The organism is Vibrio sp. Sgm 5 (assembly GCF_026241575.1).
Classification (GTDB): Bacteria; Pseudomonadota; Gammaproteobacteria; order Enterobacterales; family Vibrionaceae; genus Vibrio; species Vibrio jasicida.
Genome location: NZ_JAPHPY010000016.1, coordinates 1 through 24,339 on the forward strand (window position 1 = coordinate 1; position 24,339 = coordinate 24,339).

The 24,339-nt window shown below is 43.2% G+C and carries 19 protein-coding genes and 1 pseudogene; 9 read left to right on the forward strand and 11 right to left on the reverse strand.

Features of this window, described 5'->3' with window-relative positions; all coding sequences use genetic code 11:
* Window positions 1–267 precede the first annotated feature (267 nt).
* Window positions 268–2,010 (reverse strand): bifunctional metallophosphatase/5'-nucleotidase, encoded by a 1,743-nt coding sequence (locus OQJ86_RS10955; RefSeq protein WP_265987740.1) that lies wholly within the window; start codon window positions 2,008–2,010, stop codon window positions 268–270.
* A 273-nt stretch (window positions 2,011–2,283) separates the two neighbouring features.
* Between OQJ86_RS10955 and OQJ86_RS10960 the strand changes: the two genes are divergently transcribed.
* A complete protein-coding gene (locus tag OQJ86_RS10960) occupies window positions 2,284–3,915 on the forward strand; it encodes an ATP-dependent endonuclease (protein WP_039976767.1) in 1,632 nt (543 codons plus the stop codon).
* Window positions 3,916–4,076: 161 nt separating this feature from the next.
* On the opposite strand, the gene OQJ86_RS10965 is transcribed toward OQJ86_RS10960, so the two are convergent.
* Both OQJ86_RS10965 and OQJ86_RS10970 read right to left on the reverse strand, forming a co-directional pair.
* On the reverse strand, window positions 4,077–4,556 hold the full coding sequence (locus OQJ86_RS10965) for a DUF1097 domain-containing protein (RefSeq protein WP_265987741.1): 480 nt from the start codon (window positions 4,554–4,556) through the stop codon (window positions 4,077–4,079).
* Window positions 4,557–4,841: 285 nt separating this feature from the next.
* Window positions 4,842–5,747 (reverse strand): LysR substrate-binding domain-containing protein, encoded by a 906-nt coding sequence (locus tag OQJ86_RS10970; RefSeq protein ID WP_038870783.1) that lies wholly within the window; start codon window positions 5,745–5,747, stop codon window positions 4,842–4,844.
* 287 nt (window positions 5,748–6,034) lie between these two features.
* Here OQJ86_RS10970 and focA point away from each other — a divergent pair, with 287 nt between their 5' ends.
* On the forward strand, window positions 6,035–7,486 hold the full coding sequence (gene focA, locus OQJ86_RS10975; protein ID WP_038870786.1) for a formate transporter FocA: 1,452 nt from the start codon (window positions 6,035–6,037) through the stop codon (window positions 7,484–7,486).
* Window positions 7,487–7,585: 99 nt separating this feature from the next.
* On the opposite strand, the gene OQJ86_RS10980 is transcribed toward focA, so the two are convergent.
* From OQJ86_RS10980 to OQJ86_RS10990, 3 genes are all read right to left on the reverse strand, one after another.
* Entirely contained in the window at window positions 7,586–8,155 is a 570-nt protein-coding gene (locus tag OQJ86_RS10980; RefSeq protein ID WP_038870789.1) for a YceI family protein, read from the reverse strand.
* Window positions 8,152–8,691, reverse strand: a complete 540-nt coding sequence (locus OQJ86_RS10985; RefSeq protein ID WP_038870791.1) for a cytochrome b — start codon at window positions 8,689–8,691, stop codon at window positions 8,152–8,154. The genes OQJ86_RS10980 and OQJ86_RS10985 overlap by 4 nt, the downstream gene beginning before the upstream one ends.
* Window positions 8,692–8,864: 173 nt before the next feature.
* On the reverse strand, window positions 8,865–9,107 hold the full coding sequence (locus OQJ86_RS10990) for a DUF2164 domain-containing protein (RefSeq protein ID WP_005441892.1): 243 nt from the start codon (window positions 9,105–9,107) through the stop codon (window positions 8,865–8,867).
* 130 nt (window positions 9,108–9,237) lie between these two features.
* On the opposite strand from OQJ86_RS10990, the gene OQJ86_RS10995 reads away from it, so the two are divergent.
* Complete coding sequence (locus OQJ86_RS10995) at window positions 9,238–9,870, forward strand: hypothetical protein (protein WP_038870794.1); 633 nt, start codon at window positions 9,238–9,240, stop codon at window positions 9,868–9,870.
* A gap of 194 nt (window positions 9,871–10,064) precedes the next feature.
* Window positions 10,065–10,852: pseudogene (locus OQJ86_RS11000) on the forward strand (EAL domain-containing protein).
* Window positions 10,853–10,883: 31 nt separating this feature from the next.
* Here the strand turns inward: OQJ86_RS11000 and OQJ86_RS11005 are convergent.
* Window positions 10,884–12,140 (reverse strand): DEAD/DEAH box helicase, encoded by a 1,257-nt coding sequence (locus tag OQJ86_RS11005; RefSeq protein WP_265987743.1) that lies wholly within the window; start codon window positions 12,138–12,140, stop codon window positions 10,884–10,886.
* Between the two features lie 75 nt (window positions 12,141–12,215).
* Entirely contained in the window at window positions 12,216–12,812 is a 597-nt protein-coding gene (locus tag OQJ86_RS11010) for an ACP phosphodiesterase (protein WP_102387672.1), read from the reverse strand.
* A 605-nt stretch (window positions 12,813–13,417) separates the two neighbouring features.
* Here OQJ86_RS11010 and OQJ86_RS11015 point away from each other — a divergent pair.
* A complete protein-coding gene (locus OQJ86_RS11015; protein WP_265987744.1) occupies window positions 13,418–14,848 on the forward strand; it encodes a methyl-accepting chemotaxis protein in 1,431 nt (476 codons plus the stop codon).
* Window positions 14,849–15,330: 482 nt separating this feature from the next.
* Here OQJ86_RS11015 and OQJ86_RS11020 read toward each other — a convergent pair whose 3' ends face one another.
* From OQJ86_RS11020 to OQJ86_RS11030, 3 genes are all read right to left on the reverse strand, one after another.
* Window positions 15,331–15,999 (reverse strand): HAD-IA family hydrolase, encoded by a 669-nt coding sequence (locus OQJ86_RS11020; RefSeq protein WP_265987745.1) that lies wholly within the window; start codon window positions 15,997–15,999, stop codon window positions 15,331–15,333.
* Between the two features lie 238 nt (window positions 16,000–16,237).
* Window positions 16,238–17,992, reverse strand: coding sequence for an HD domain-containing phosphohydrolase (locus tag OQJ86_RS11025; RefSeq protein ID WP_265987746.1), 1,755 nt, complete (start codon window positions 17,990–17,992; stop codon window positions 16,238–16,240).
* A 71-nt stretch (window positions 17,993–18,063) separates the two neighbouring features.
* Window positions 18,064–18,573 carry a hypothetical protein gene (locus tag OQJ86_RS11030; protein ID WP_038870806.1) on the reverse strand — a complete coding sequence of 170 codons (510 nt, stop codon included), beginning with the start codon at window positions 18,571–18,573 and terminating at the stop codon, window positions 18,064–18,066.
* A gap of 212 nt (window positions 18,574–18,785) precedes the next feature.
* On the opposite strand from OQJ86_RS11030, the gene OQJ86_RS11035 reads away from it, so the two are divergent.
* The 4 genes from OQJ86_RS11035 (at window position 18,786) to glgC (ending at window position 24,259) form a co-directional block, all read left to right on the forward strand.
* Entirely contained in the window at window positions 18,786–19,259 is a 474-nt protein-coding gene (locus tag OQJ86_RS11035; RefSeq protein ID WP_038870808.1) for a CreA family protein, read from the forward strand.
* A gap of 130 nt (window positions 19,260–19,389) precedes the next feature.
* A complete protein-coding gene (locus OQJ86_RS11040; RefSeq protein ID WP_038870810.1) occupies window positions 19,390–20,694 on the forward strand; it encodes an inosine/guanosine kinase in 1,305 nt (434 codons plus the stop codon).
* A 237-nt stretch (window positions 20,695–20,931) separates the two neighbouring features.
* The gene (locus tag OQJ86_RS11045; RefSeq protein WP_265987747.1) at window positions 20,932–22,680 is read left to right on the forward strand and encodes a formate--tetrahydrofolate ligase; all 1,749 of its coding nucleotides are present in this window, start codon (window positions 20,932–20,934) and stop codon (window positions 22,678–22,680) included.
* Window positions 22,681–23,044: 364 nt separating this feature from the next.
* On the forward strand, window positions 23,045–24,259 hold the full coding sequence (gene glgC / locus OQJ86_RS11050) for a glucose-1-phosphate adenylyltransferase (RefSeq protein ID WP_265987748.1): 1,215 nt from the start codon (window positions 23,045–23,047) through the stop codon (window positions 24,257–24,259).
* Window positions 24,260–24,339 lie beyond the last annotated feature (80 nt).

Below are 24,339 nucleotides of genomic sequence, written 5' to 3' on the forward strand. Positions count from 1 at the left end.
GGTCTATCGGATTTTTACACACTGGTGGGATCGTTCAATTGATCAGTCTATTAATTTCTTAACTGATCGGCATTAGCACTGCTGTGCTCCTTTTTGATGACTTATCGGGTTTACAAACCAGTTAATGGTACAAAATAAACCAGTGTTGACCAAACCGCGACCCACGCAACGACGACCGCTGCATCAGCCCAATCTTTTTTCCACATACTCTCTTCCCTCTTAATCGCATGTGCAACAGAAAGAGAGCAAAAAGGATACCAATAAGCTTTACTGGTTCTTTTGGGAATAAACTTTGTGATTTTCGTTCAAACAGTTTGGTTCATCGGTCAGTAATTCAATGAAACAATCGGCCATAGAAAGGTTACTCACAAACCCTTCACCTTTCATGTTTAACAAGGCTTCATAGCCTTCTTTACCTTTCATTGTGTAGGCCGAGGATGCCCCGCGATACCACTCTTCTTCTTGAATCAGTGACCAACGATCCCCATCAAAAATTTCTAACTTTTTAATGCGTTGTCCTTTGGCCGCACCCGCATCGTATTCAAAGCTCAAGTTATGCGTATATGGGTAGCTACCAGAACCAGTGCCTTCAACGCCATTGTTGAGTGCATTATTGATTGCGCCTTCCAATGCTAGACGAATCGCTTTACCTTGCACATCATAACAGCCGATTGGCACGGCAAATGGCAACAATCGTCCGGCAACATCTGCCACGGTGATCTTTCCCGGATTGAGAGAAGTGCGCACCCCACCCGCATTATGAATTGCAAATTGAACCTGATGACCACGTTTGTTCAAACTATAAAGAAAGGAGTGTGCAACGGATGGCGCAAGCTCGCTACCACCGAATTCATCGGGCACTCGAACATGACGCTTTTTCTGCACTACGTTTGCAATGACTTGTGCTTGCAACTTGCGCACTCGCGGAATGTATTTATCACTCAAAATTGCCTGTGTTTCAGGGTGCTTCTTACACACCACCACATTTGGCTGACCATGAATAAAGTCACACGCTTCCTCAAACACACCTTGATCGAGCTGCTCGTTTAACGTTGAGTCCCAAAAGATTCGACGTCCAAGCAACAACTCATTTTGGCCATTTAGCATGGTCGGTTTGCCGCTTTCATCAAACTCAAGCACACAATGCCCCATCGTCAGCGCATGATAACCCGCTTGCACAACGTAAGTGTCATTAACTTTAATGCCATAAGGGTCGTCTTGACCTAGACCAATAGCGGTAAAGTCACCCTGTAACCTATGACTGTGACCGCCGACAATAATGCCAATACCTTCTACTTTGGATGCTAATTCAAGATCGCCTTCGTAACCTAAGTGGCTTAAAAGAATGATATTTTTGATACCCGCTTGGTTAATCTGTTCAACCGTATGCTTTGCGGTTTCAATTGCAGATATGAATGGTGTATCCGCATCTGGGTTTGCGATGTCGCTCATCTTATCAATAGACAAACCGAAAATGGCCACTCTCTCGCCATCAAATTCCTTGATCAAATATTGCGCACTTTGAATTGCAGTATCGAAGCTCAGTACATTGTCACAATCACTCATACGGTGATCTTTGCTCGATAACTCATTCGACAAATCCCAATTGCCCGCAAGCAGTGGAAAGTGAGTACGTTGACAAAACAACGCGACTGGCTCATTCCCCATATCTAATTCATGATTGCCTAAAGCCATGGCATCGATGTTTAGAGCATTTAACAGATCAGCGTTTGCTTTGCCTTTAAATAGGGAAAAATACAACGTGCCTTGAAAACAGTCACCAGCATGAAGGAACAACATGCCCTGACCTTGGCGTTGAGCATCATCGCGAAGCTGTTCTACGCGCGTTGCAATACGCGAAAAACCACCAGCGCTCACGTAAGGCTCCAGTGTATGTTCGTTATCGATATTGAGTTTTAGCTGTAATGACGTTGGTTCAAAGTAGGAATGTGTGTCATTGATGTGCGCCAGTTTGATTCTGACTGGCTTATGATTTTTATTCATTGTCATCTTCTCTCTTTTCATTCCTTTTAATTATTAGAATTGAATCATGACAGAATCATGAATTTTATGAAACAGAGAAATTGTCATTTCATTTTAACGTGATCAAGATTCATCTTGCGTACAATTATGAAAGCGACTTTACGCCTAAACGGTCTGCATTCCTAGGGTGAATGCTCTTAATTTTGTGAACTGAGCTTAACTCGATTAGACCAATTTCATATATGCTTAGGAGAAGCAAAAGAACTCTCTATAATTCAAATAATTGCAAGGAGGAGTGAGATGAGACTAGAACGCATCGAAATCTCTGGGTTTAGAGGCATCAAACGCCTTTCACTCTCTTTTGACGAACTCACCACCTTGATTGGTGAAAATACTTGGGGCAAATCATCATTACTTGATGCGCTTTCGCTTGCCCTTCCTGCTGACGGTTCTCTTTATCAGTTTGAGATGACTGATTTCCACGTTGACTACGCCATCGCCCATCCGCAATCGCAGCATTTACAAATTATCCTGTGTTTTAAGGCGCAAGATAAACAAGAAGTGAATGCTGGTCGTTACCGTCGTATAAAGCCGACATGGTGTATCAATGCAGACAATGAGCACGTCATTTATTACCGTATAAGTGCCACGCGAGACGGCCATAACACGACGACAAAGTACGCCTTTCTAGATTGCGACGGCGAACCAAAACAACTGCACCATTCAGAAAAGCTCGCGGTTGAACTCATGACGCTGCATCCAGTGATTCGTTTACGCGACTCACGTCGTTTCCCTGCTCCTCCCACCAATGGAGACAGCAAAAATGCACGTATTGAAAAGCGGATTAACAACACTTGTCGTCGTTTAGTTGCCATGCCCGGCCACGTCAACAAAGGTGAGGTACGAAGTAGTCTAGGCTCCATGCAAACTTTGGTTGAACACTACTTTGCTTTCCGAAGTGTTAAAAAAGGCAACCCAAGAAAGCCACGCGACGGATTGTTCTATGCGAGCCCCTCCTCTGAAAAAGGCCTTGCGCAGTTTCTTAAAGAAACCAACAACAAACAAAGTCGATTGCTTTTAATGGGCTTACTAAACGCGTATTTGCAAGCAAAAGGTCCAACCGACTTGAGGCGCTGCGCTCGCCCTATTTTGATCATTGAAGATCCGGAAGGTCGTTTACACCCTACCCACTTATCGCGTGCTTGGAGTTTGTTGCAGCTATTACCAATGCAGAAGATTCTTACCACCAACAGTGCCCGTTTGCTCGGTTCTGTTCCATTGGCCTCTATCCGACGTTTAGTTCGTTTATCAGACAAGACCGTTGCAAAGTCACTCAATACTAACCGATTTAGTGTCGATCAATTGAGACGGATTGGCTTCCATATTCGCTTCCACCGGGCAGGTGCACTCTTTGCTCGCTGTTGGTTATTGGTTGAGGGAGAAACTGAAGTATGGCTATTTAACGAACTCGCCCGCCAATGCGGATATGATTTAGCGGCGGAGGGTGTTCAAATTGTTGAGTTTGCACAGTCTGGTTTGAAGTCACTCATCAAAGTGGCCAAAGAGTTTGGGATTGATTGGCACGTTGTTACCGATGGAGACCCTGCGGGGAAAAAATACGCACATACGGTTCGAGCGCACTTAGATAATGATCAGGAACGCCATCGCTTAACCGAATTGCCAGATCGAGACATTGAACACTTCTTGTATAACAACGGGTTCGAATTGTTCTTTAAAGACATTGTTAAGATCCCTCATGACCACCCGATCCCTGCGAAAAAAGTGGTTAATCGTGTTTTGAAGAAACAAGCGAAGCCAGATTTAGCCCTTGCTATCGTTGCCCATTGCGAAGAACGAGGTGTCGAATGCATCCCTGTCTTGCTTCGTTGGACCCTAAAACGAGTAGTAACGATGGCGAACGGCAACACCTGATCGTGCCCATGACTTGTGTTGCAGATAAGCGGACGGAAATACAAACATAAAAAAAGCACACCAATTTGGTGTGCTCGTATCAAGAATCAATAATTTTGATTAACTGTATTGAGCGGGATAAGTCTCAATACACAGTGGATACAAATAAGATCGGGGGTTCACTACTGTACTTGCTCAGCAAGCGAAGAAGTAGCGGCTGATTTCGCATGTATCCAAAGTCCCGTCGCTTTCATCAGGTAACCAAACACACCACCTAAAATCAGTGATGGAACGACAAGTTGCCAGTTGCCATCAGCAGCGAAAGTCGCGCATGAGCCAATGAAAGTACCAGGAATGTACGCTAACCAAGCTTGCTTGGCTTGAATACACATGAAAAACGCAACAACAGCAGTAATTACGTAGCCAAGAATCTCTAGCCCAGCGTAAGTAGAACCGTAGATGATCACCATTGCCCAAAAAACACCACTCAAGTTGGTAATTAAGCTAATTCCTAAGCCTTTTAAGCCACTTGTCGGGGATGCAAAGTAACTTGTACAGCCAAGAAAGCCAGCCCAAGATAACAGGCCTAGGGAGATCGCGATCCAGCCCCACACGCCAGAGAGAATGCCAGTAGTAATAGAGATTGCTAAAAGTGTTGTCATGGTATTCTTACCCGCTTGCTAGTTCGTACCGAATTGGTTTGAGAACTGCCTTCATACATTGAAATCAGGCAGTCAATACTAGGCATATAGCCCTATCACTTCGGTGATTAAGATCACATTAAACTTCATATCGTTTCATTTTTTACACGTTAAATTTGACGCAACCGATAAATCAACAGATTTCGAAAATAACAAAATCATAATGAATTGATCAAAAATCACAAAAAAGGCCCTGCCTAATGCAGAGCCTTTTGAAAAATTCGGTCAATTTATATCAGATATCGTTTAAAGCACCGAAGGTTTACCTTTCATCATTCGTAGACCTTCACGCTTGATGCAATCAACCAATGGGTTTTCCGCCATATCCGCACGCCAGATAAACGACAACGTTCGATCCATTTTTAGTTCAGGTACGTTTAGTGCCACCAGTTCACCCGCTTCGATGTATCGCTCTACATCAAGGTAAGGTAAACAAGTAAGATATTGACCGTTCGCTACTAAGCTGCGTAGCACTGGGACGTGTTCATATTCACGCCAAACATCGAGATCTTCAATGAGATGGTGAATAGAGCTATCAAAAATCTTGCGAGTACCAGAACCATGCTCACGTAAAACCCATTTTGCATGTTCTAACTGAGCAAGACTAACCGAATCGTTACGAGCAAACGGATGGTGAGACGCTGCGACTACAGTAAGATGATCACGACACCAAATTTCTTGGTGCAAACGGTTATCGTCACAACGCCCTTCAATCACGCCCAAATCGTATTTGTAATCCAACACTCCATCAATAACGGCTTGCGTACTTTGTACTCCAAGTGAGATTCGCATCTCTGGAAAGTCGTTATCAATGATACTGATAAGGTCAGGAACCAAGTGTTCTGCCGGAGTTTGACTGGCACCTAATCGAATGTGCCCACTCAGCAAATGCTGCTCATAAAATCCCATTTCTATTTGCAGCGCGTCTTGTAATAAACGCTTAGCTTTTGGCCTTAACCACATCCCCCAATGCGTTAGGGCCATTTGCTTGCCTTGCCTTTCAAACAAAGGCCTGCCAAGCATTTTTTCTAATTGCGCAAGCGACATGCTTGTCGCTGATTGTGTTAAAGCCAGTTTATCTGCGGCCTGGCTTACACTGCCGGTGTCTGCAACTGCGTCAAAAACCGCTAATTGCTTAAGTGAGTAGCGCAAAGTTGTCTCCCTAATTGGCGAGTATTCCTCATACCCTCGCGACCCCAAAATCCATGCGTAAATACGCAATGAGGTTCATTTTACCTACCCTACAAAACTTATCAAATAATTTGATGAGGATTCTAAATATTATCAATTTTACCTGTACGTCCTGAGTGCTTAATCTGGATATGCGGTTCGGGAACACCGCAACAAAACACAATTAACACCTTCATTTTCGAGCGCATTACATACCTCGATTTCATTAACTAAGGAGTTTCTATGGAACCACAAACTAAGGAGTCAACATGGCGGTGAGCAGCTCTGAAAATCATCAATACTTTTCTCCAAAAGAAATGATGGCTGAAGCTGAGAAGTTTGCGCTAAGTAAGGCAAATAAAACCAGCGGCATGACACTGGGTTTGGCCATCATGGCAGGCGCATTTATCGGATTGGCTTTCCTGTTCTACATCACAGTAACAACAGGCAGTGCTGACGCTGGTTGGGGTCTTAGTCGTCTTGCTGGTGGTTTAGCGTTCAGTATGGGCTTAATTCTCATCGTGATTTGCGGCGGTGAGTTGTTTACCAGTTCTGTGCTTTCGAGCATCTCTTGGGCAAACAGACAAATTTCATTCGGCAAAATGCTTTCGATTTGGGGCAAAGTTTACGTTGGTAACTTTATTGGTGCCATGTTCTTACTGGCTCTCGTTAGTGCGGCAGGCTTGTACACAATGGACGCGGGTCAGTGGGGCTTAAATGCACTGAACATCGCACAACATAAATTGCACCACACTTTAGTACAAGCATTCGCACTGGGCATTCTTTGTAACTTACTTGTTTGTTTAGCTATTTGGCTGACATTCAGCTCTGCAAATGCAATGACTAAAGCCGCAATGACCATCATGCCAGTTGCCATGTTCGTCAGCAGTGGTTTTGAGCACTGTGTTGCAAACATGTTCATGGTACCGCTGGGTATCGTTATCGCAAACTTCGCACCGGAATCGTTCTGGACTGCTGTTGGCGTACCAGCTTCTCAATACGCAGATTTAAATGTCGGTCACTTTATTACTGCAAACTTAATTCCAGTGACACTTGGCAACATCGTCGGTGGTGCCGTCTTAGTTGGCTTAGCTAACTGGTGCATTTACCGTCGCCCAGAATTAAAAGCAGCAAAAGTTGCATCAATTACAAACACTACAACACTCACGTCAGTTAAGGAAAGCACTATGAAAAATGCATCTATCGTTAAAGAAATCATGAACCCAACGCCAGTTACGCTAAGCGTAGAAATGCCAGTAGCAACTGCACTTGATACCCTATTGGATAACAATCTAATCAGTGCACCTGTTGTTGATGTTCAAAACCGTCTTGTTGGCTTCCTTTCTGCTCATGATGTGATGGTTGAATTGTGGTGCCAAGACTACATTCCTGCTAACGAGCAGAAAGTCGTAGATTTGATGAGTCGTAATGTCGTGGCAATTGATGCCAATGACCGCCTAGTTGATGTCGTTGAATTCCTTTGCATTGACAAAGAACAACTATACCCGACAACAAGTATGGGGATGGCTACACGCTTAACCTCTCTTTCTCTAGAAGAGCGAGCAAAAAGCATCAAAGTAAGCAAACCTCAGGTACTCCCTGTTCTAGAAAATGGCTTGATGGTTGGCGTTGTAACACGTAATGAAGTGCTTAAAGCTCTGCGCCCAGTTTACGGCGAACGCTTAAACCTTGTTGAAGATAACGTTCTAGAAACCGCATAAACAATATAAATACTGACAATATACGGTTGGCACCAATAAAAAAGCGCTCTAATTAAGAGCGCTTTCATCATTTGGAAACTCTGTTGTACTGCAAGAAGGTTACTTTTTGATACCTTCTACGTGCAGTTCCATATCCACGTAGCTAGAAGAACCCATTACTGGGATTTCGAAGTCAGCAAGTTCTAGACGAGTTTGACCAATAAAGCCCGCACGCTCACCACCCCATGGGTCGTTCCCTGCACCAACAAATTCAGCAGTAATCGTAATTGGTTTAGTAACACCATGTAGCGTTAGGTCACCTATTACATCTAGCTTACCGTCGCCTTTGTCGACAACTTTGGTGCTCTTAAATGTGGCTTCGCCAAACTTACCGGCATCAATAAAATCACCGCTACGGATGTGTTTGTCGCGCTCTGCATGGTTTGAATCAAGGCTTGTCGTATCAACCACTACATTTACTTTCGAATCTGCGATGTTGTTTTCATCAAAAGAAAAGTCACCAGAAAATGTATTAAAACGACCTTTGATGAAACTGTAACCTAAGTGGCTAACTTTAAAGTTAACTGATGCGTGAGCACCTTTCGTATCGATAACGTAATCTGCAGCGTTAGCACCAAAAGGTAGTGCCATAGCGATTGCTAATCCTGTAGCGAAAAGTGACTTTTTCATTTTGAAGCTCCTAACATTTTTCTTAATGTGTTGTCTTTATCGATAAAGTGATGTTTGAGTGCAGCAGCTGCGTGTAAACCTGCCATTAGGATTACTGCCCAAGCTGCATAGAAGTGAATTTCACCTGCAATATCCGACTGACCGGGAAACAATTCCCCCGCCCCTGGCACCGTAAACCAATTAAATACTTCGATACCGCGACCATCAGATGTTGAGATGAGGTAACCTGAAATAAAGATGGTGATGAGCAATAGATACATCACACCGTGTGCGGCTTTCGCTGCTACTACTTCATAAGGTTTCCCTTCCACTTTTGGTGACGCCGTCACATGCTTCCATACGATGCGTACCAAAGTGAGGGTTGCTAATAAAATGCCCACAGAGCGGTGATAATGTGGTGCAGTGCGATACCATTCGCTGTAGTAGCTAAGGTCGACCATCCACAAACCCACAGCAAATAAACCGATTATGCAAAGCGCAGATAGCCAATGCATAAATCGTGCAGTTAGGTTGTAATTCTTTACCAGTGTATCCATCTCACGTCCTAGATATATTCCTAAGTTGATGTTGAGCAAGAAACACAACATTAACTTATTTACCTTGTATGCAACAGATTATTTACCATCCTTTACATCTAACCAATAACACCTTTTTAAACAAGTTGTTCGAAAAATTAGAAGGAACTTCAAATCATTTAAAAAACTGACACTTAGAGTTGAACTTCTTGCTCTATCTCATACAGTTCATCCGTCATTTCTAACATGCGTCGTTCGATCACGGTTTTGGCGTCTTCGATGCCCTTGTTGTAGTAGATAGGCGCTAATTTTTCAGTGATGAAGTCAATCAAAAACTCACTGTCGAACTGACCTATTTCCACTTCCAACTCGTCTTGCATGTAATCTTGTATCGCTGTCGCCAATGCTTCTTTTTGTGCTCTTTCTAGTTTGATCATGTTCTACCTATACTGTTCCATTCTCAAAATTGATGTTTAGATCAAGAAGTTGCCTCTCCAAATTAGTCTATCCTAAAAGGACTATGCTAACCTTTCGCCGTTCATTTTGTTAACCGTTAAGGGATATTCTTTGCTACTCGACTTAGTCATCCAAAGTGTCAATGATTTTCAGGACGATTGTCTCAAACTCTGTGAGAAGCATTATCCTGCGGTGCATAACCAAGGCATGAGTGAACATCACCTTGGACTCGCGTTTGCAAGGCGTATGGAACACACCTTCCGCCATTTTGGCTACAGCAGTGTCATTAAACCAATCGAAGTGCTCGATGCACCAGATTTACCTCATCATTATCGTATTTCTTCTGAAATGGGTACGGTTTGGGTACTAAGCCACCATATGGTGAGCGCAGGAAATTCTTGCCGAGAGAACCTGCTCTCCTCTATTACCGAATGGCAAAGTGAATATGGGTATGCGCTACAACCCAATGATTTGTTGTTTTTGGTCAGTGACCATTGGATTAGCCGCAGTAAAACCAGTCGAGAGCTTTTACACTGGTGGATGGGTGAACTTCCTGAGCCAATTAATGAATATACCGAGCAAGGAATCACGCTCTTTACAAGTGAATCGCAGTTGAGCAATTCTTTGGATGGTAGGTTTGGGATTAGCCCTTGCTACATTAAATTTGGCCACCCTTTGCGTCGTTCAAACAAACAACAATTGGTCAGAAAATACCTCCAACTTTATGCGGTATTACAGTGGTAGTATCAAATTGCAACGGGTAGATTATCAGCTTGTTCATCCATTTGTTTGATGCTGGTCGATATTTCTGTTTATCGAGTGTTAACTCTCTTGCCTTGGAGCAAGCCCACGCTTAGATTCAAACTACTGAAGTAAAACTAGATGCACAACAATCAGTTAAGCATCAGTAAAGAGCATTGGTCTAGGTTACAACAATAATGATGAGTATTTCGCAGCTGCTTGGCTGCATATCGAAGCAACCCGATGGGCAGTACATAGCACAATACAATCAACTCACGTTGCGTAGTGTGTTTCAGCCTATCTATAAACAAGATCTTTCCATCATCGGTCTCGAAGCATTGGTTAGAATTAGTAACCAAGAAGGCTTAATGATCAGACCTGATCAGTTCTTCCATTCAAACACTATCCCCGTCCATGACCAAATCAATGTTGAACGTCTCAGCCGTCTCATTCACATCAGTAACTTTGGTCAATCAAAGTTTTGTAATAAGAAGCTGTTTTTGAATGTTCTGCCTAAAGCCGCGGAAATGTTGGCAAAAGATGTTTCATACAGCAATCTACTCAAACAAGCGATTATTGAAGCTGATTTAAGGCGGGAGCAGATCGTCATGGAATTGGTGGAATTAGATGCCAGTGATGAAGCTTTCTTATATAAAGCCACGAAGGAGTTGAGCAACAATGGTTATCTTCTGGCGATTGATGATTACGGAATTGACGCTTCTACCATTGAGCGAGTTCGATGCGTAAAACCGAATATCATTAAAATTGACCGGTCACTTTTACTCAGATATGAAAATGGGGACTTTTCTTGCTTGATGGAAGCACTCAATCTCGCAAAAGATATTCGTTCAAAAACCGTTATTGAAGGAATTGAAACCGAGCATCAACTTAGCTTAATGAAAAACTCGGTTTCGATATGTATCAAGGTTACTTATTGGCGATGCCTCAACCCCTTGAAGCCTACCAAGAAGCTAAGACGGCGTAATCAGAGTTACTGATAGACGCCATCACCTTTTCTATCGGCGGTTTTTACCACGATTTTTATGAATCGCTAATTTCGCTTTTAGTTTACGTTTTTCTGATGAACGGCTCTTACGTCGGCCACCACCATTATTGTTTTCAGGTTCCACTTCTTCAACTAGACTCGGCTCGAAACCTTCTAACCATTCTTGTGGTAAACGTTGATCGAGCAAATTCTCAATAGCGTGCAACAAATACTCTTCATCTCGGCTCATCAAAGACACAGCTAAACCAGATTTACCAGCTCGGCCAGTACGACCAATTCGGTGAACATAATCTTCAGCTTTGAAAGGCATATCAAAGTTCACTACTTGTTCTAGTTGCTGGATATCCAAGCCACGCGCGGCGACGTCAGTTGCAATCAAAGCGCGAACTTTACCCGATTTAAACTCATCAAGTGCACGCTGACGAGCACCTTGCGACTTGTCACCATTAATCGACACAGCTTTGATACCATCCAACTTAAGCTCTTTCGCCAGTTCGTCACTACCTTGTTTGGTTTTAGTGAATACCAACACTTGTTGCCAGTTACGAGATCCAATCAAATACGCCAATAGTTCACGCTTGCGCTTCTTATCAACTGGGTACACCATTTGCGTTACCGTTTCGGCTGTCGTATTTGGTGGAGACACTTCGACTTCAACGGGTTCATCCATCAATTTATAAGCAATGGTTTTAATGCGTTTTTCAAATGTCGCAGAGAATAGCATGAACTGTTTGCTCTCAGGTAAGCGACGAAGAATACGTTGAAGATCTGGCCAGAAGCCCATGTCTAGCATACGGTCGGCTTCATCAAGGACAAGTATTCCCGTTTTTGAAATGTTTACATTGCCGTTAAACAAGTGGTCAAGTAAGCGTCCAGGAGTCGCGATAAGAATATCAGCTCCTTCTTCAAGCTTATTCTTTTGTACGCCAATGCTTGTGCCACCATAGACACAAACGATGCGAAGCTCAGTGTTGGTAGCGTATTGCGTTAGATTATCGAAAACCTGTTGAGCAAGTTCACGCGTCGGCACCAAAATCAGAGCTTGAGGTGTTCCGTTCAGTTTCTTTTGCTGCACGGCTTGGATAATTGGCAAACCAAATGCGGCGGTTTTACCTGTGCCTGTTTGAGCTGCAGCAAGTAGATCTTTTCCGGCCAAGACATGCGGGATAGATTTTTCCTGCACAGGTGTTGGAGTAACGATATTTAAACCAGTTAACGTCTCCACCAAATGTTGTTCAATGCCAAGATCAGCGAAATTAACGGACATGATAAACCTCATAATTTTTGGAGCGCAGAGTTTACCAGAGCCTTGATAGTCCGACTACCTTTAGACTCTGCCAATCTATGAATTGATCAGTTGTTGGTAGAATTCTCGTGATTCACTCAGAACATCTTGATAAAGCGCAGGAAACTTTGCTTCTAACGTTGAATACTCTTTATCCAATACTTCAAACGTTGTGGTGAGATCCGCCATACGAGGCGTACGTTGAGACATTCGATGTAACGCAAATTCTATGTTTTCCAATTGGCGATAAGATTGTAACCACCCACCACTCCACATTCGGTTATGTATCAGTAAAAACCTTGATGGCAATGAATCTGTGATTTGGTCATCGACTTGTTTGAAAGCTTTGTGGACAAATGAATCTAACGATTCAGAAGAAAAACTGTCCCAATGTTTGGCCAAACAATGATCCCAAAACATATCAAGCGCAATAGGCGCAAAACGACGGGCGACACCAGTAAAGTGCGGCTTACATTCTTCTACTATGGGGTGATGATCTGTGATGCGGTCAACAAAGCGATGGAGTTTAATGCCATTGGAAATGTCAGTTTGATACTGCTTGCTTGGATCTCCCTTTACGAAATCTCCAAGCAAGTTTCCCATTAAATGGCTATTACAATGTTGTGCAATATGCAGGTGGGCTAGAAAGTTCATTAGACGCTGTGAGTGGCCTTTTGGCTCGTCTTACATGAACTTATTATAACGTCTGTTGTGACGCGGTGAGAGTACTAATTGTACTTATTCGGCTTCGTCTTCTGAGCCTACGTATTCCGACAAGTTAATACCGATTTCAAGTGCATCTAGCAACTCTAGGCATTCGTCGTTTTGGTATTGGTCGCTCATTGTGACCTCCTTTGTTTTACATCTCCTGAAGCAACCCGCTTCAATCTTCACTGTCATTTCTTTTCTTCATCGATGACAGCAACTCCTTTTTATACACTTTATATGACACATTCATGACAGCGAGAAGTAAAGATTTAGAAAGCTATGACAGGAATCATAAGTAAACGTTTGCATCGATTCTTCTCTTCTATAACCCCCTCCACCCGCCTGACACCACAAACACAAAGGCTCATTGTCATGGTTAATCAATATTTCTGTCATTAAAAGATACGACAAACCGTTTATTGTGAATTTAGATCTCATATTTTGAAATACATCAACTGACTGTTACATATTTTGCTGATTCCTATCGCATATTTTGTTTCGATAGTCGCATAACTTGTACACCATCCTTTTCATCTCAAATGGAGTAACAAATGAGAGAAGTAGAGTTTAGAACGATAGATAAGCTATTCATTAAAATGTCTATCAACGACAAAATGTGGGCCATTTTCCTCCTATTTCTGGGAGCTCTAACTTCAGTGGCAGGAAGCCGATATTTCAATGACATACAGGTATTTGAGCAACGCTCAATTGCTTCTGCACAAGCGACAATTTCTGGTGTGGTGCAAGCCCAACCCGAAAATTTGCGTAATATAGATGGGTTGGTAAACGTCAGCGCTCAAAACAACCCAAAATTCAATAATGGTACGGTAACGGTATACTCTCAACTCGAATCCGGACAAGCGATTCAGTTAACGCAAAACTTATCTAACCAATATAAACAAGCTAAAACAGACGCTTTAACAACTTTCCTTCTTAGCATGTTATGGATTGTCCCATTTGGTTTGTTTTCATATTGGGTCGCAACCTTTATCGGCGGCGCACTGTGGGTACTGTATACGACGACTGAGAAAATCGGCGATGGCGACCTAACTTCACGTCTTGGTTTTCATCCTGGCCGAGACGAGTTTGGAACAATCGGCTGCGCACTCGATAAATCGATGGATACGTTGACTGACCTAGTCAACAACGTAAAAAACAACGCACACACATTGAGTGAGACTTCAACGGCCTTCGAAAAAGACATGCGTCGGAGTGAGACACAGATTACGCACCAATATCAAACGCTTGATTCTGTTGCGACGGCAATGGAAGAAATGACAGCATCCGCAAAAGAAGTATCGAATATCTCTCAACAAGCGATGATGCAGTCCGATCAAGATACACAACAAATTGAGACGAGCCGTATCCGTGTTCAGAGTGTCATATCTGAAATTGACACATTATCGAACTATATTGAGCAGGCGTCTGCTTCAGTTGGAAGCCTCAATGAAAACACCACTCAAATTAATGAAGTGATTACCACAATCAATGCCATTTCTGAACAAACCAACCTACTCGCTTTAAACGCTGCAATTGAAGCTGCTCGTGCTGGTGAACAAGGCCGTGGTTTTGCAGTGGTAGCCGATGAAGTACGTACGCTTGCAAGTCGAACACAACAAGCCACCGTTGAGATTCAATCGATGATTGAAAAACTACAAACGGAAAGCCAAAACATTGCCTCGATCACCAACCGTACCGTTCAACAAGCACAAACAAGCAGTCATTTGATTGATGAGATAGGTGGCGATGTAGCTTCGATTGCGAGTTCGGCCCGCTCATTAATGGACATGAGTATTCAAATATCGACTTCAGCGGAAGAGCAAAGTGCTGTCGCAAATGACATTGCCTCCGAACTGGCCGATATCCGCTCCCAATCAAACACCATCAGAGAAGTCGCCGAGCAATCAACATCGGGAGTCACCAATCTGACCAAAGCATCAAACTCTTTAGGTGAAATACTAAAGCGTTATCGTACCGCTTAGAGCAAACCGCTTCCTACGACAAGGGCTTCCAATTGGAAGCCCTTTTTCTTGTTTATTACGTTATCTATTCATTATTACCACTAAGTTTCGTCATTTCTTTTTCGTATCAAAAGTGGGAGAACTTAATTAAATTGAGTTTAAAGAAAGCACCGATATAATTTAGTTTGAAGTGAATCGAAATAATCTTCTGTATTTGATGAAAGAATGTTCAAAGGATAGGCGTTCAGCTATTCTAGATCTTGCCAATCAATTTTGCTGCTGGTGAATAATATGAATAATTACAACAAAGCTCACAACGCTGAAGATCTTCAGTGTCCGCTCTGCCAATGCGATGAATATATGATTTCATCAGATGGTGAGAAATTCACATGTGCTTCTTGCGGGTTTCACACTAAAAACTTCTCTTCCATCCAATGCTTACATCAAACACCACTATTACAAACTAAATTCAAGCATATCCACAGTTTGAGTAACGTATGTCACTAAACGGAGCAGCCTAAGAGCTGCTCTTTTAGTTCATCAAGGTGCTGAATACGAATGACTCGCTCATCGTCGACGAGATTTACAGCAGCACCGTTATACAGCTGAACGGTCTTGATACCCGCATTCAATCCGGCTTCAACGCCTTTTGGTGTGTCGTCGATGTACAGGCAATCACTTGGTAAAAATCCCATGCTCATTGCGCTGTACATGATCAAATCAGGTTCTGGCTTCCAACTGTTTGCATCAAAAGCGGAAAAGATTTTCCCCTTAAATGCCCCCAACAACCCTGTGAGCTCTAAGGCGTACTCAATCTTATCTTTCGGGCCATTTGAAGCAACGCAATACTCAATATTGTGCTCATCGAGAAACTGAATCAGTTTTTTAGCGCCATCCATTGGTTGTAGGTGACGAACAAACAGTTTTTGCAACTCAGCACGATATTGTGGCTCTAGCACATCAATCGATACGTTAATATTCATCAGAACCTTAGCATCGCGTAGAATATCGGCCAGTTTGCCGCCCTTAAAATGTTCAACACACTCATCAAAAGTCATCTCTGTCCCATACTGGCTAAAAACATTAACCAAGGCTTGGCAACACAGACGCTCACTGTCCACGAGCGTGCCATCGCAATCAAAAATAACACACTTAATATTGTTAATAGCCATGACTTCCCCCGACGCTAAATAATAAAAAAACACTAATAACCAATTTATTTGATCTTATTGACTTATTTATTGGTACTAAATATGTTTCTTCATGATAGATAAGTTTAAAAATGTTTAAACGACTGAGTTGGCATTTCGTGGAAATGAGAAAGAGGAATTAACGATTTTCTAAGCAAGATCACCGAATGAAGATCCAAATTGAAGAAATATGAAACTTCACTCGGTAGGTATGGCTTGCTTACACCTCGTTATCTGGGAATAAGTAACGAACCTCTATAAAGTCGTCAAGATTATCGAGAACTAACTGACACAACGCGGGGTCAAAATGCTTACCTTGCTCACGTTTAAATAACTCTACCACCTCATCGATTGTCCAAGCGCGCTTGTAACAACGTTCACTCAGCAATGCATCGAACACATCTGCGATAGCAACGATACGTGCAAATAGATGGATGTCCTCACCTTTCAATCCATTTGGGTAGCCAGTGCCATCCCACCGTTCATGGTGCTCATAGGCGATGATAGCGGCAAGTTTAGTCAGTTCACCTTCGCGGTTATTTAGCAGCTCATAACCTTTCACAGTATGTCGCTTCATCACCTCCCATTCTTGGGGGGATAATTTGCCCTGTTTATCTAAAATAGATTCAGGCACCGCAATCTTACCCACATCGTGCATTGGGCTTATAATTTCAATCATCTCGACTTCACGATGACTCAAACCGCAGAACTCAGCCAATGTCGCGGATAACCTCGCGACACGTTTAACATGCTGCCCGGTCTCACCCGAGCGGGATTCAATCGCTTCACCAAGCACGTGGATCATTTCTTTTTGAACGCTTAAGGTACGTTTTTGCAACGTCACTATCTTACGATTTTTGCGATCAATTTCTTTACGTTGGCGTATCGTCATAAACTGACTGACAATCACCATAAACAACAAAATAATGAGGGCGCAGGCGAACAGCAATAGCTTTACGTTGACTTGAATTGCTGGTGGTGGCGCGTTAATGATGTGGGCCGTTCTCGGTATATCGAAGCGGCTGATGCCGTATTTTTGAATAGCAACGAAATCGAGCACTGCTTCAGAGATAAGCTCATCATCCACCTTTGTTATCGACAAACCAAGTTTACCTGACATCAATTCTGCGGCTTCATATCCATATTGCTTAGAGCGATTGACAAAGCCACCTAATATTCCGGGTTCTTCCAAGTACATTTCCCACAACACAAATACTGGCGCTCCACTTTTTGAGCCAATAACATGCGCGACTTCTTGATATGAGTGGTAATGTCCGTGTTCTGCTTCGGTATTATAGTGCGTCAATAAAACTGCATCGTTTGGGCTTACCTTTGCCAACATGTTTGAAGCTTCAGCGAGTGTTTCATCACGCAGCTCAATCAGATTTATCTGTGGGTACTTCTGCATTTCTTCAACAACACGTTGGTGAATTAATTCAGAGGTAATGCTTCGATCAGCTAAGTAATACAAGTTTTTGATTTGTGGGCGTACTTGATTGATTAACTTAATGTTCTCGACAACACGGTCTTGCTCATAGAGCACACTTCCGGCAGAACTCAAGGTATCTAAGTTTGCCGAAGTATCGTTGATACCGACCGCCACTAAAGGCGTCGAACGTTCAGCGTTAGCTAAATATTTCTTGGCGAATTGCAAGGCAGCGTCATCAGAGATAATGACACCATCAAATTCGTAGTCTTGATATTTCAGCTGTAGGTAGTTGGCCATCCTTTGAAAATAGCCATCGGAGTGAATACGTTTAGCATCAAGATATTCAATAGACAGTTTAACTTCGCTGTTGGTCTGTTCGAAACCTTCTTCGATGCCATTTTGAATATCACTCGTCCATTGATAGGACGGCTCATAAGAATGTAAAACCAGTACTCGTTTGATTTCCCAATCAGTTTCGTCAGCATTGACTGCAGCCGTCCCTAGGCACAATAAAAGAGCCAATAAACGCGTCAAACGCTTAACCATGTGATACCCAGCCGAGAAGAAATGATGTTGCACATACTAAATGTCGAACTCTTAACTGAGCACGACATTGATCAATTTTCTACTATTATTGTTTCATACAACTTTTGATCGTCGTTCAATTTTTTCGCTAAATCCGCGATAAAGTCTGATTTATCTAACTTTTGAGAAACAGCGATGTCAGAGATAAGGGTATTTTCCTCATGTTGGCTAACAATCGCCGCTCCCACAGCTTCACCCTCTTTAAAGCCAACATACAGTTCAAAATCCGGGGTCAAAATGATTTGAGTCAGGTACTCAATGATCATTTCTTGGTCGTGCTTATCCGCCCAACGTTGTGACTGAAGAATAGAAAACATCACAGTAAGTCGATGAAAATCAACAAGGAAAATATCGTCTTTGCCTAACGCGTTATCACTATCGAGTAACTCTGATTTACCCATAACTTGGTATTCTTGCGTCTCAAGAGCACGAAAGTAAGTCGCTCGTCCTTCTAAGCTTTCCTTAGTTGGAAACTCGACCTCGACCAAGTCATGTAGCCATGCATTTTTACGTTGAATACTTTCTAACTGTTGTTCGTTCATTTTATTACCTTCAGAGCTACACGCTATTCATTGGCAGCGAGTAAAGACGGGACTTTGATTAGAAATATAGGCGTCACCCGTTATGGAGCGGTACATTAGCATGAAGCCTCTTACAAACCTAGCTAAACTCCTGAGGTAACGCCAAATTTTGTTTTAACTGCGTACGTCTGATAAATTGATTCGATAAATTTGCCTATTTAAGGGATGAAAAAATGAAAAAGAGCTTGCTTGCTTTGGGTTTGGTGACGGTATTAGCTGGATGTAGCGATAACGAAGTTGGGGATGTTTCACTGGGCATGTTCACAATGAAAGACATCAAGATTGGTCATCTTCAAGATGAGGTCGTTACCGGTGTGACTTGTCATATTGCCTCTATTGAAGCAAACCTAAGCTTGTCTGATCCAAGTGACAGCTCCATCTCATGTCGTCAAACAGGCGATATCACACCAGAGATGATTGCAAAAATTGACAAGAGCAAATCGGGTGAGGTGGTCTTTAAAAAGTCAAAGAGTATCTTCTTCAAAACCATGAAAGTACGTCGTATCTACGATCCAGAAAACCAAACATTGCTTTACTTGTCTTACACGACCAAAGAAACAGAAGGCAGCTTCAAACACAGCCTGTCTACTGTCCCTCTTTATGGAACAAAAGCGTATGTAGAACCGACGGTAAATCCGACAAATTAAGTCTAAATTGTTTGTAAAAACAGCAGCCCGTTGAATTTTTCAGCGGGCAAATTTCTTTGCAATAAAACGGAACGATTTTCAAAATTTTGTGATACAATCCCGCCTCTTTTTTTCTCACTCAAGAACAAGCATGAAGTTTCCTGGTCAGCGAAAATCTAAACACTACTTCCCAACTCACGCTCGAGATCCATTAGTAAACCAAATTCGACAAGCACCTAAATTGTACCGTCCAACGGTTGTCGGTGTTGGTCAAACCATCGTAGATATCGAAGCGCGTGTAGATGATGCGTTTTTAGAAAAATATAACCTAAGTAAAGGTCACTCTCTCGTTCTTGAAGAGAGTAAAGCTGATGCACTGTACGAAGAGCTCGTTGAACAAGGCCTGATTACGCACCAATACCCTGGTGACACAATCGGCAACACGCTTCACAACTACTCGGTACTTGCAGACAGTAAATCCGTACTTCTTGGTGTGATGTCTAAAAACATCCAAGTAGGTTCATTCGCATACCGCTACTTATGCCGTACCTCTTCTCGTATGAACTTGAACCACCTACAAACCGTAGATGGTCCGATTGGTCGCTGTTACACACTGATCACTCAAGATGGTGAACGTACGTTCGCAATCAATGAAGGTCATATGAACAAGCTCTCTCCAGAGAGCATCCCGGAAGAAGTATTTACCAAAGCTTCTGCTCTTGTGGTTTCTTCTTACCTAATGCGTGGTAAAGAAGAAGACCAGATGCCGCAAGCCGTTCAACGCGCTATCGAGTTTGCAAAGAAACACGAAGTCCCTGTGGTACTGACTTTAGGCACTAAATACGTTATCGAAGGTAATGCTAAATGGTGGCAAGAGTACATTCGCGAGAACGTATCAGTTGTCGCAATGAATGAAGAAGAAGGAGCAGCGTTAACAGGTGAGAATGATCCGCTTGCTGCTGCAAACAAAGCTCTGGAATGGGTGGACCTTGTTCTTTGCACTGCTGGTCCAGATGGCCTTTACATGGCTGGCTACACGGATGAAAAAGTGAAGCGTGAAACCACTCACGATATTCTTGAAGGCTCAATTGAAGACTTCAACAAGTTTGAGTTTAGCCGTGCAATGCGTAAAGACGACTGCCAGAATCCAATGAAAGTGTACTCTCACATTGGTCCATACCTTGGCGGCCCTCTTGAGATTAAAAACACGAATGGAGCTGGCGACGCTGCGCTCTCTGCACTGTTGCACGACATGGCAGCTAACTCATTCCACAATAAAGAAGTGCCAAACTCAGAGAAACACGAAGTACGTTGCCTAACCTACTCTTCTCTGTCGCAAATTTGTAAATACGCAAACCGCGTAAGCTACGAAGTACTGACACAACACTCACCTCGTCTATCACGTGCGCTACCAGAACGCGAAGATAGTCTAGAAGAGACCTACTGGGATCGATAAGAACCAAGTACTTAGAGCAATAAATATGCGAAGGTCACCATTTGGTGGCCTTTTTGTTTTGATCTAGCGTAGTAATTAGTGGTTTTTGTTATGATGTAGCACGCTAAGGCTCACGAACTGCTTTACACCTTATTTTTTACCAGTATTATTCTCGCGCAAACGTTTGCGCAACAACAAGGCCGCAGCTCAGATGGCTAATGTTGCTCGCTACGTGTTAGCCATTTTTTTGGAGTATCCATGCAGTCTGATATTGAAATTTGCCGAAACACACCGTTATCTTCCATCGCTACCGTTGCCGCAAACGCAGGCCTTTTACCGCACGAATTTGATACACACGGAAAATATAAAGCCAAAGTTTACCCCCAGTGCCTTCAACGCCTTCATACAAATCAAGACGGTAAATTGGTATTGGTTACTGCAATCACGCCCACCCCTCTTGGTGAAGGTAAAACCGTTACCACTATTGGTTTATCACAAGGCCTTTCCAAGATTAACCAATCGGTCATGGCATGCATTCGCCAACCTTCAATGGGGCCAGTCTTTGGAGTCAAAGGTGGTGCAGCTGGCGGTGGTTACTCTCAAGTCGCCCCTATGGACGAACTAAATCTTCATCTCACAGGCGATATTCATGCTGTTACCGCAGCACACAACCTTGCTTCTGCAGCATTGGATGCACGTCTTTACCATGAACAACGAGAAGGCTATGAGGCATTTGAAGCACGAACGGGTTTAACTGCGCTTAAAATCGACGTTGAGCGTATCACGTGGAAACGTGTTATGGACCATAACGATCGCGCACTGCGTATGGTGAAAATTGGTCTGAACGAAGAAGGTAAAACCATTAACGGCTTTGAGCGTGATGAAGGGTTTGATATCTCTGCCGCTTCCGAGCTGATGGCGATACTCGCGCTTGCAAAAGATTTAAACGACTTACGCCAGCGTATAGGTCGGATTGTTGTCGCTTACAACTTAGAAGGCAAACCGATTACGACGGAAGATCTACAAGTCGCAGGGGCTATGGCTGTCACACTAAAAGACACCATTGCCCCAACACTCATGCAAACGTTGGAAGGTGTACCTACGTTGATTCACGCAGGCCCTTTTGCCAACATAGCCCATGGCAACTCCTCTATCATTGCCGATCAAATTGCATTAAAACTTTCTAGTTACGTTGTCACTGAGGCGGGTTTTGGTTCTGATATGGGTTTCGAGAAAGCGTGCAATATTAAAGCTTCGGCAGCGAATCGAGCCCCGGACTGTGTGGTAATCGTAGCAACACTCCGGGGCCTAAAAGCCAATTCGGGTCATTATGATCTTCGCCCAGGTATGGCGATTCCGGATTCAATCTTTAACCCTGACCAAGCCGCATTAGAAGCAGGATTTGAAAACCTAAAATGGCATATTAACAATGTCCATAAATATGGTATTCCTGCGGTCGTCGCTATTAACCAATTCCCTCAAGATTCATTAGAAGAACTTAGTGAGTTGAAATCATTGGTTAAACGTTTCAATCCGGATGTAAAAGTGGCCGTGAGCACGGCATTTGTCCAAGGGGGTGAAGGCACGATTGAGTTGGCGCAACATGTTGTTGAAGCCTGTGAGCAGCCCTCATCATTCCGTCCCCTTTACACGCCAGAACAGCCTCTAAAAGAAAAATTGATGGCAGTGTGTGAAGCGGGTTATGGGGCGTCAACTATCGACATGAGCGAGCAAGCGAAAAAACAATTAGCACACTTTGAAGCGCTCGGCTTTGATAACCTAGCGGTCTGTATTGCTAAGACACCATTGTCGATCACAACCGACTCTGCCATTAAAGGGGCACCAAATGGCTTTAGCGTACCAATTCGAGAACTGCGTTTGTGCGCAGGCGCTGGCTTTGTTTACGCGCTTTCAGGTAATGTTATGACCATGCCAGGCTTACCAGATAAACCAGCATTTATGAATTTGGACCTTGATGATCAAGGCAATATTATCGGCCTGTCTTAAGGTATGCGAATTTAAAAATAGAATGGGAGTGTTCAACACTCCTATTTTTCCATTTATTCCTCTTAACCCTCTTAATCCTCTGTTTTTAAATAGCTTTACAGTGTAAACCAACACCAAGGTCCTACTTCCACACCTCCCTTTCACCAATATAGTGCACGGTATATTCCTTAACTCCCTAATGTAGTGCAACCAATCTTCCATTTTGTTCAAAGCGCATTGATTCTATTAGAAAAATTCTGTGGCTCGAATCTTGTAATGCGTTATGTAGCATTACATAACGTCAAATATAAGCACGCAAGCAGTTGGCTAACTCCTCAGGCTTATCGCTGCTTCAGGACACGAAGGACAAGGGAAAGGGAATATTATGCAAGATGCACTCGCCGTAATTTTAGCTGGAGGAATGGGTTCTCGACTCAGTCCATTGACCGATGATAGGGCAAAACCTGCGGTCCCCTTTGGAGGAAAATACCGAATCATCGACTTTACACTAACTAATTGTCTTCATTCAGGTTTAAGAAAGATATTAGTTCTCACTCAATACAAATCCCACTCATTACAAAAACACTTAAGAGATGGATGGTCCGTTTTTAATCCCGAACTTGGTGAGTACATTACCGCTGTCCCACCCCAAATGCGCAAAGGTGGTGCATGGTACGAAGGCACTGCGGACGCTATTTACCACAACATGTGGCTTCTCGACCGTAATGATGCCAAGTACGTTGTCGTTCTATCCGGCGACCATATCTATCGAATGGACTACGCGGCAATGCTCGAAGAGCATAAATCGAACGGAGCAAAACTAACTGTAGCTTGTATGGATGTTCCTGTAGAAGAAGCAGCCGCTTTTGGTGTGATGGGAACAAATGAAAGTGGTTTGGTGCAGTCTTTCATCGAGAAACCAGAAAGCCCACCTACTCTGCCTGATGATCCGACACAGAGTCTCGCATCGATGGGAATTTACATCTTCAATATGGATGTATTGCAAGACGCTCTCGAACAAGACTCGCAACTCGAAGAGTCGAGCCACGATTTTGGTAAAGATATCATTCCTAAGCTCATTGATACCGAGTCGGTTTACGCATACAAATTTTGTGGCAGCAAAGGCCGGGTTGACAAAGACTGCTATTGGCGCGATGTGGGTACGATTGACTCTTTCTATGAAGCAAATATGGATTTGTTAGAACCCGTTCCACCGATGAACTTGTACCAACCCAATTGGGCTATTCGAACCTATGAAGCTCAATTTCCACCAGCACGAACCGTTTCTTCTGCTACTGGCAATGAGGGTATTTTCATTAACTCCATCATTGCAAACGGCGTAATCAACTCAGGCGGTTCAGTTCAGCACTCGGTTATTGCATCGAATGTGCGAATTCAAGACAGCGCAACTGTCGTGGACAGCATTATTTTTGATGATGTTGAAGTAGGCGAAGGCTGCCAACTCGTGAACTGTATTATCGATAAACATGTTTGCATCCCACCACACACTCAAATCGGTATGAACAAGATCGAGGATGCAAAGCGATTCCACGTATCGGAAAAAGGCATCGTGGTTATCCCTGAGGGGTATGAATTCTAACTGACTCGCCATTGGTAACACTATTAATCTCCCATAATAAAAAGCGCGCGATTTACATCGCGCGCTTTTCCATAACCGAT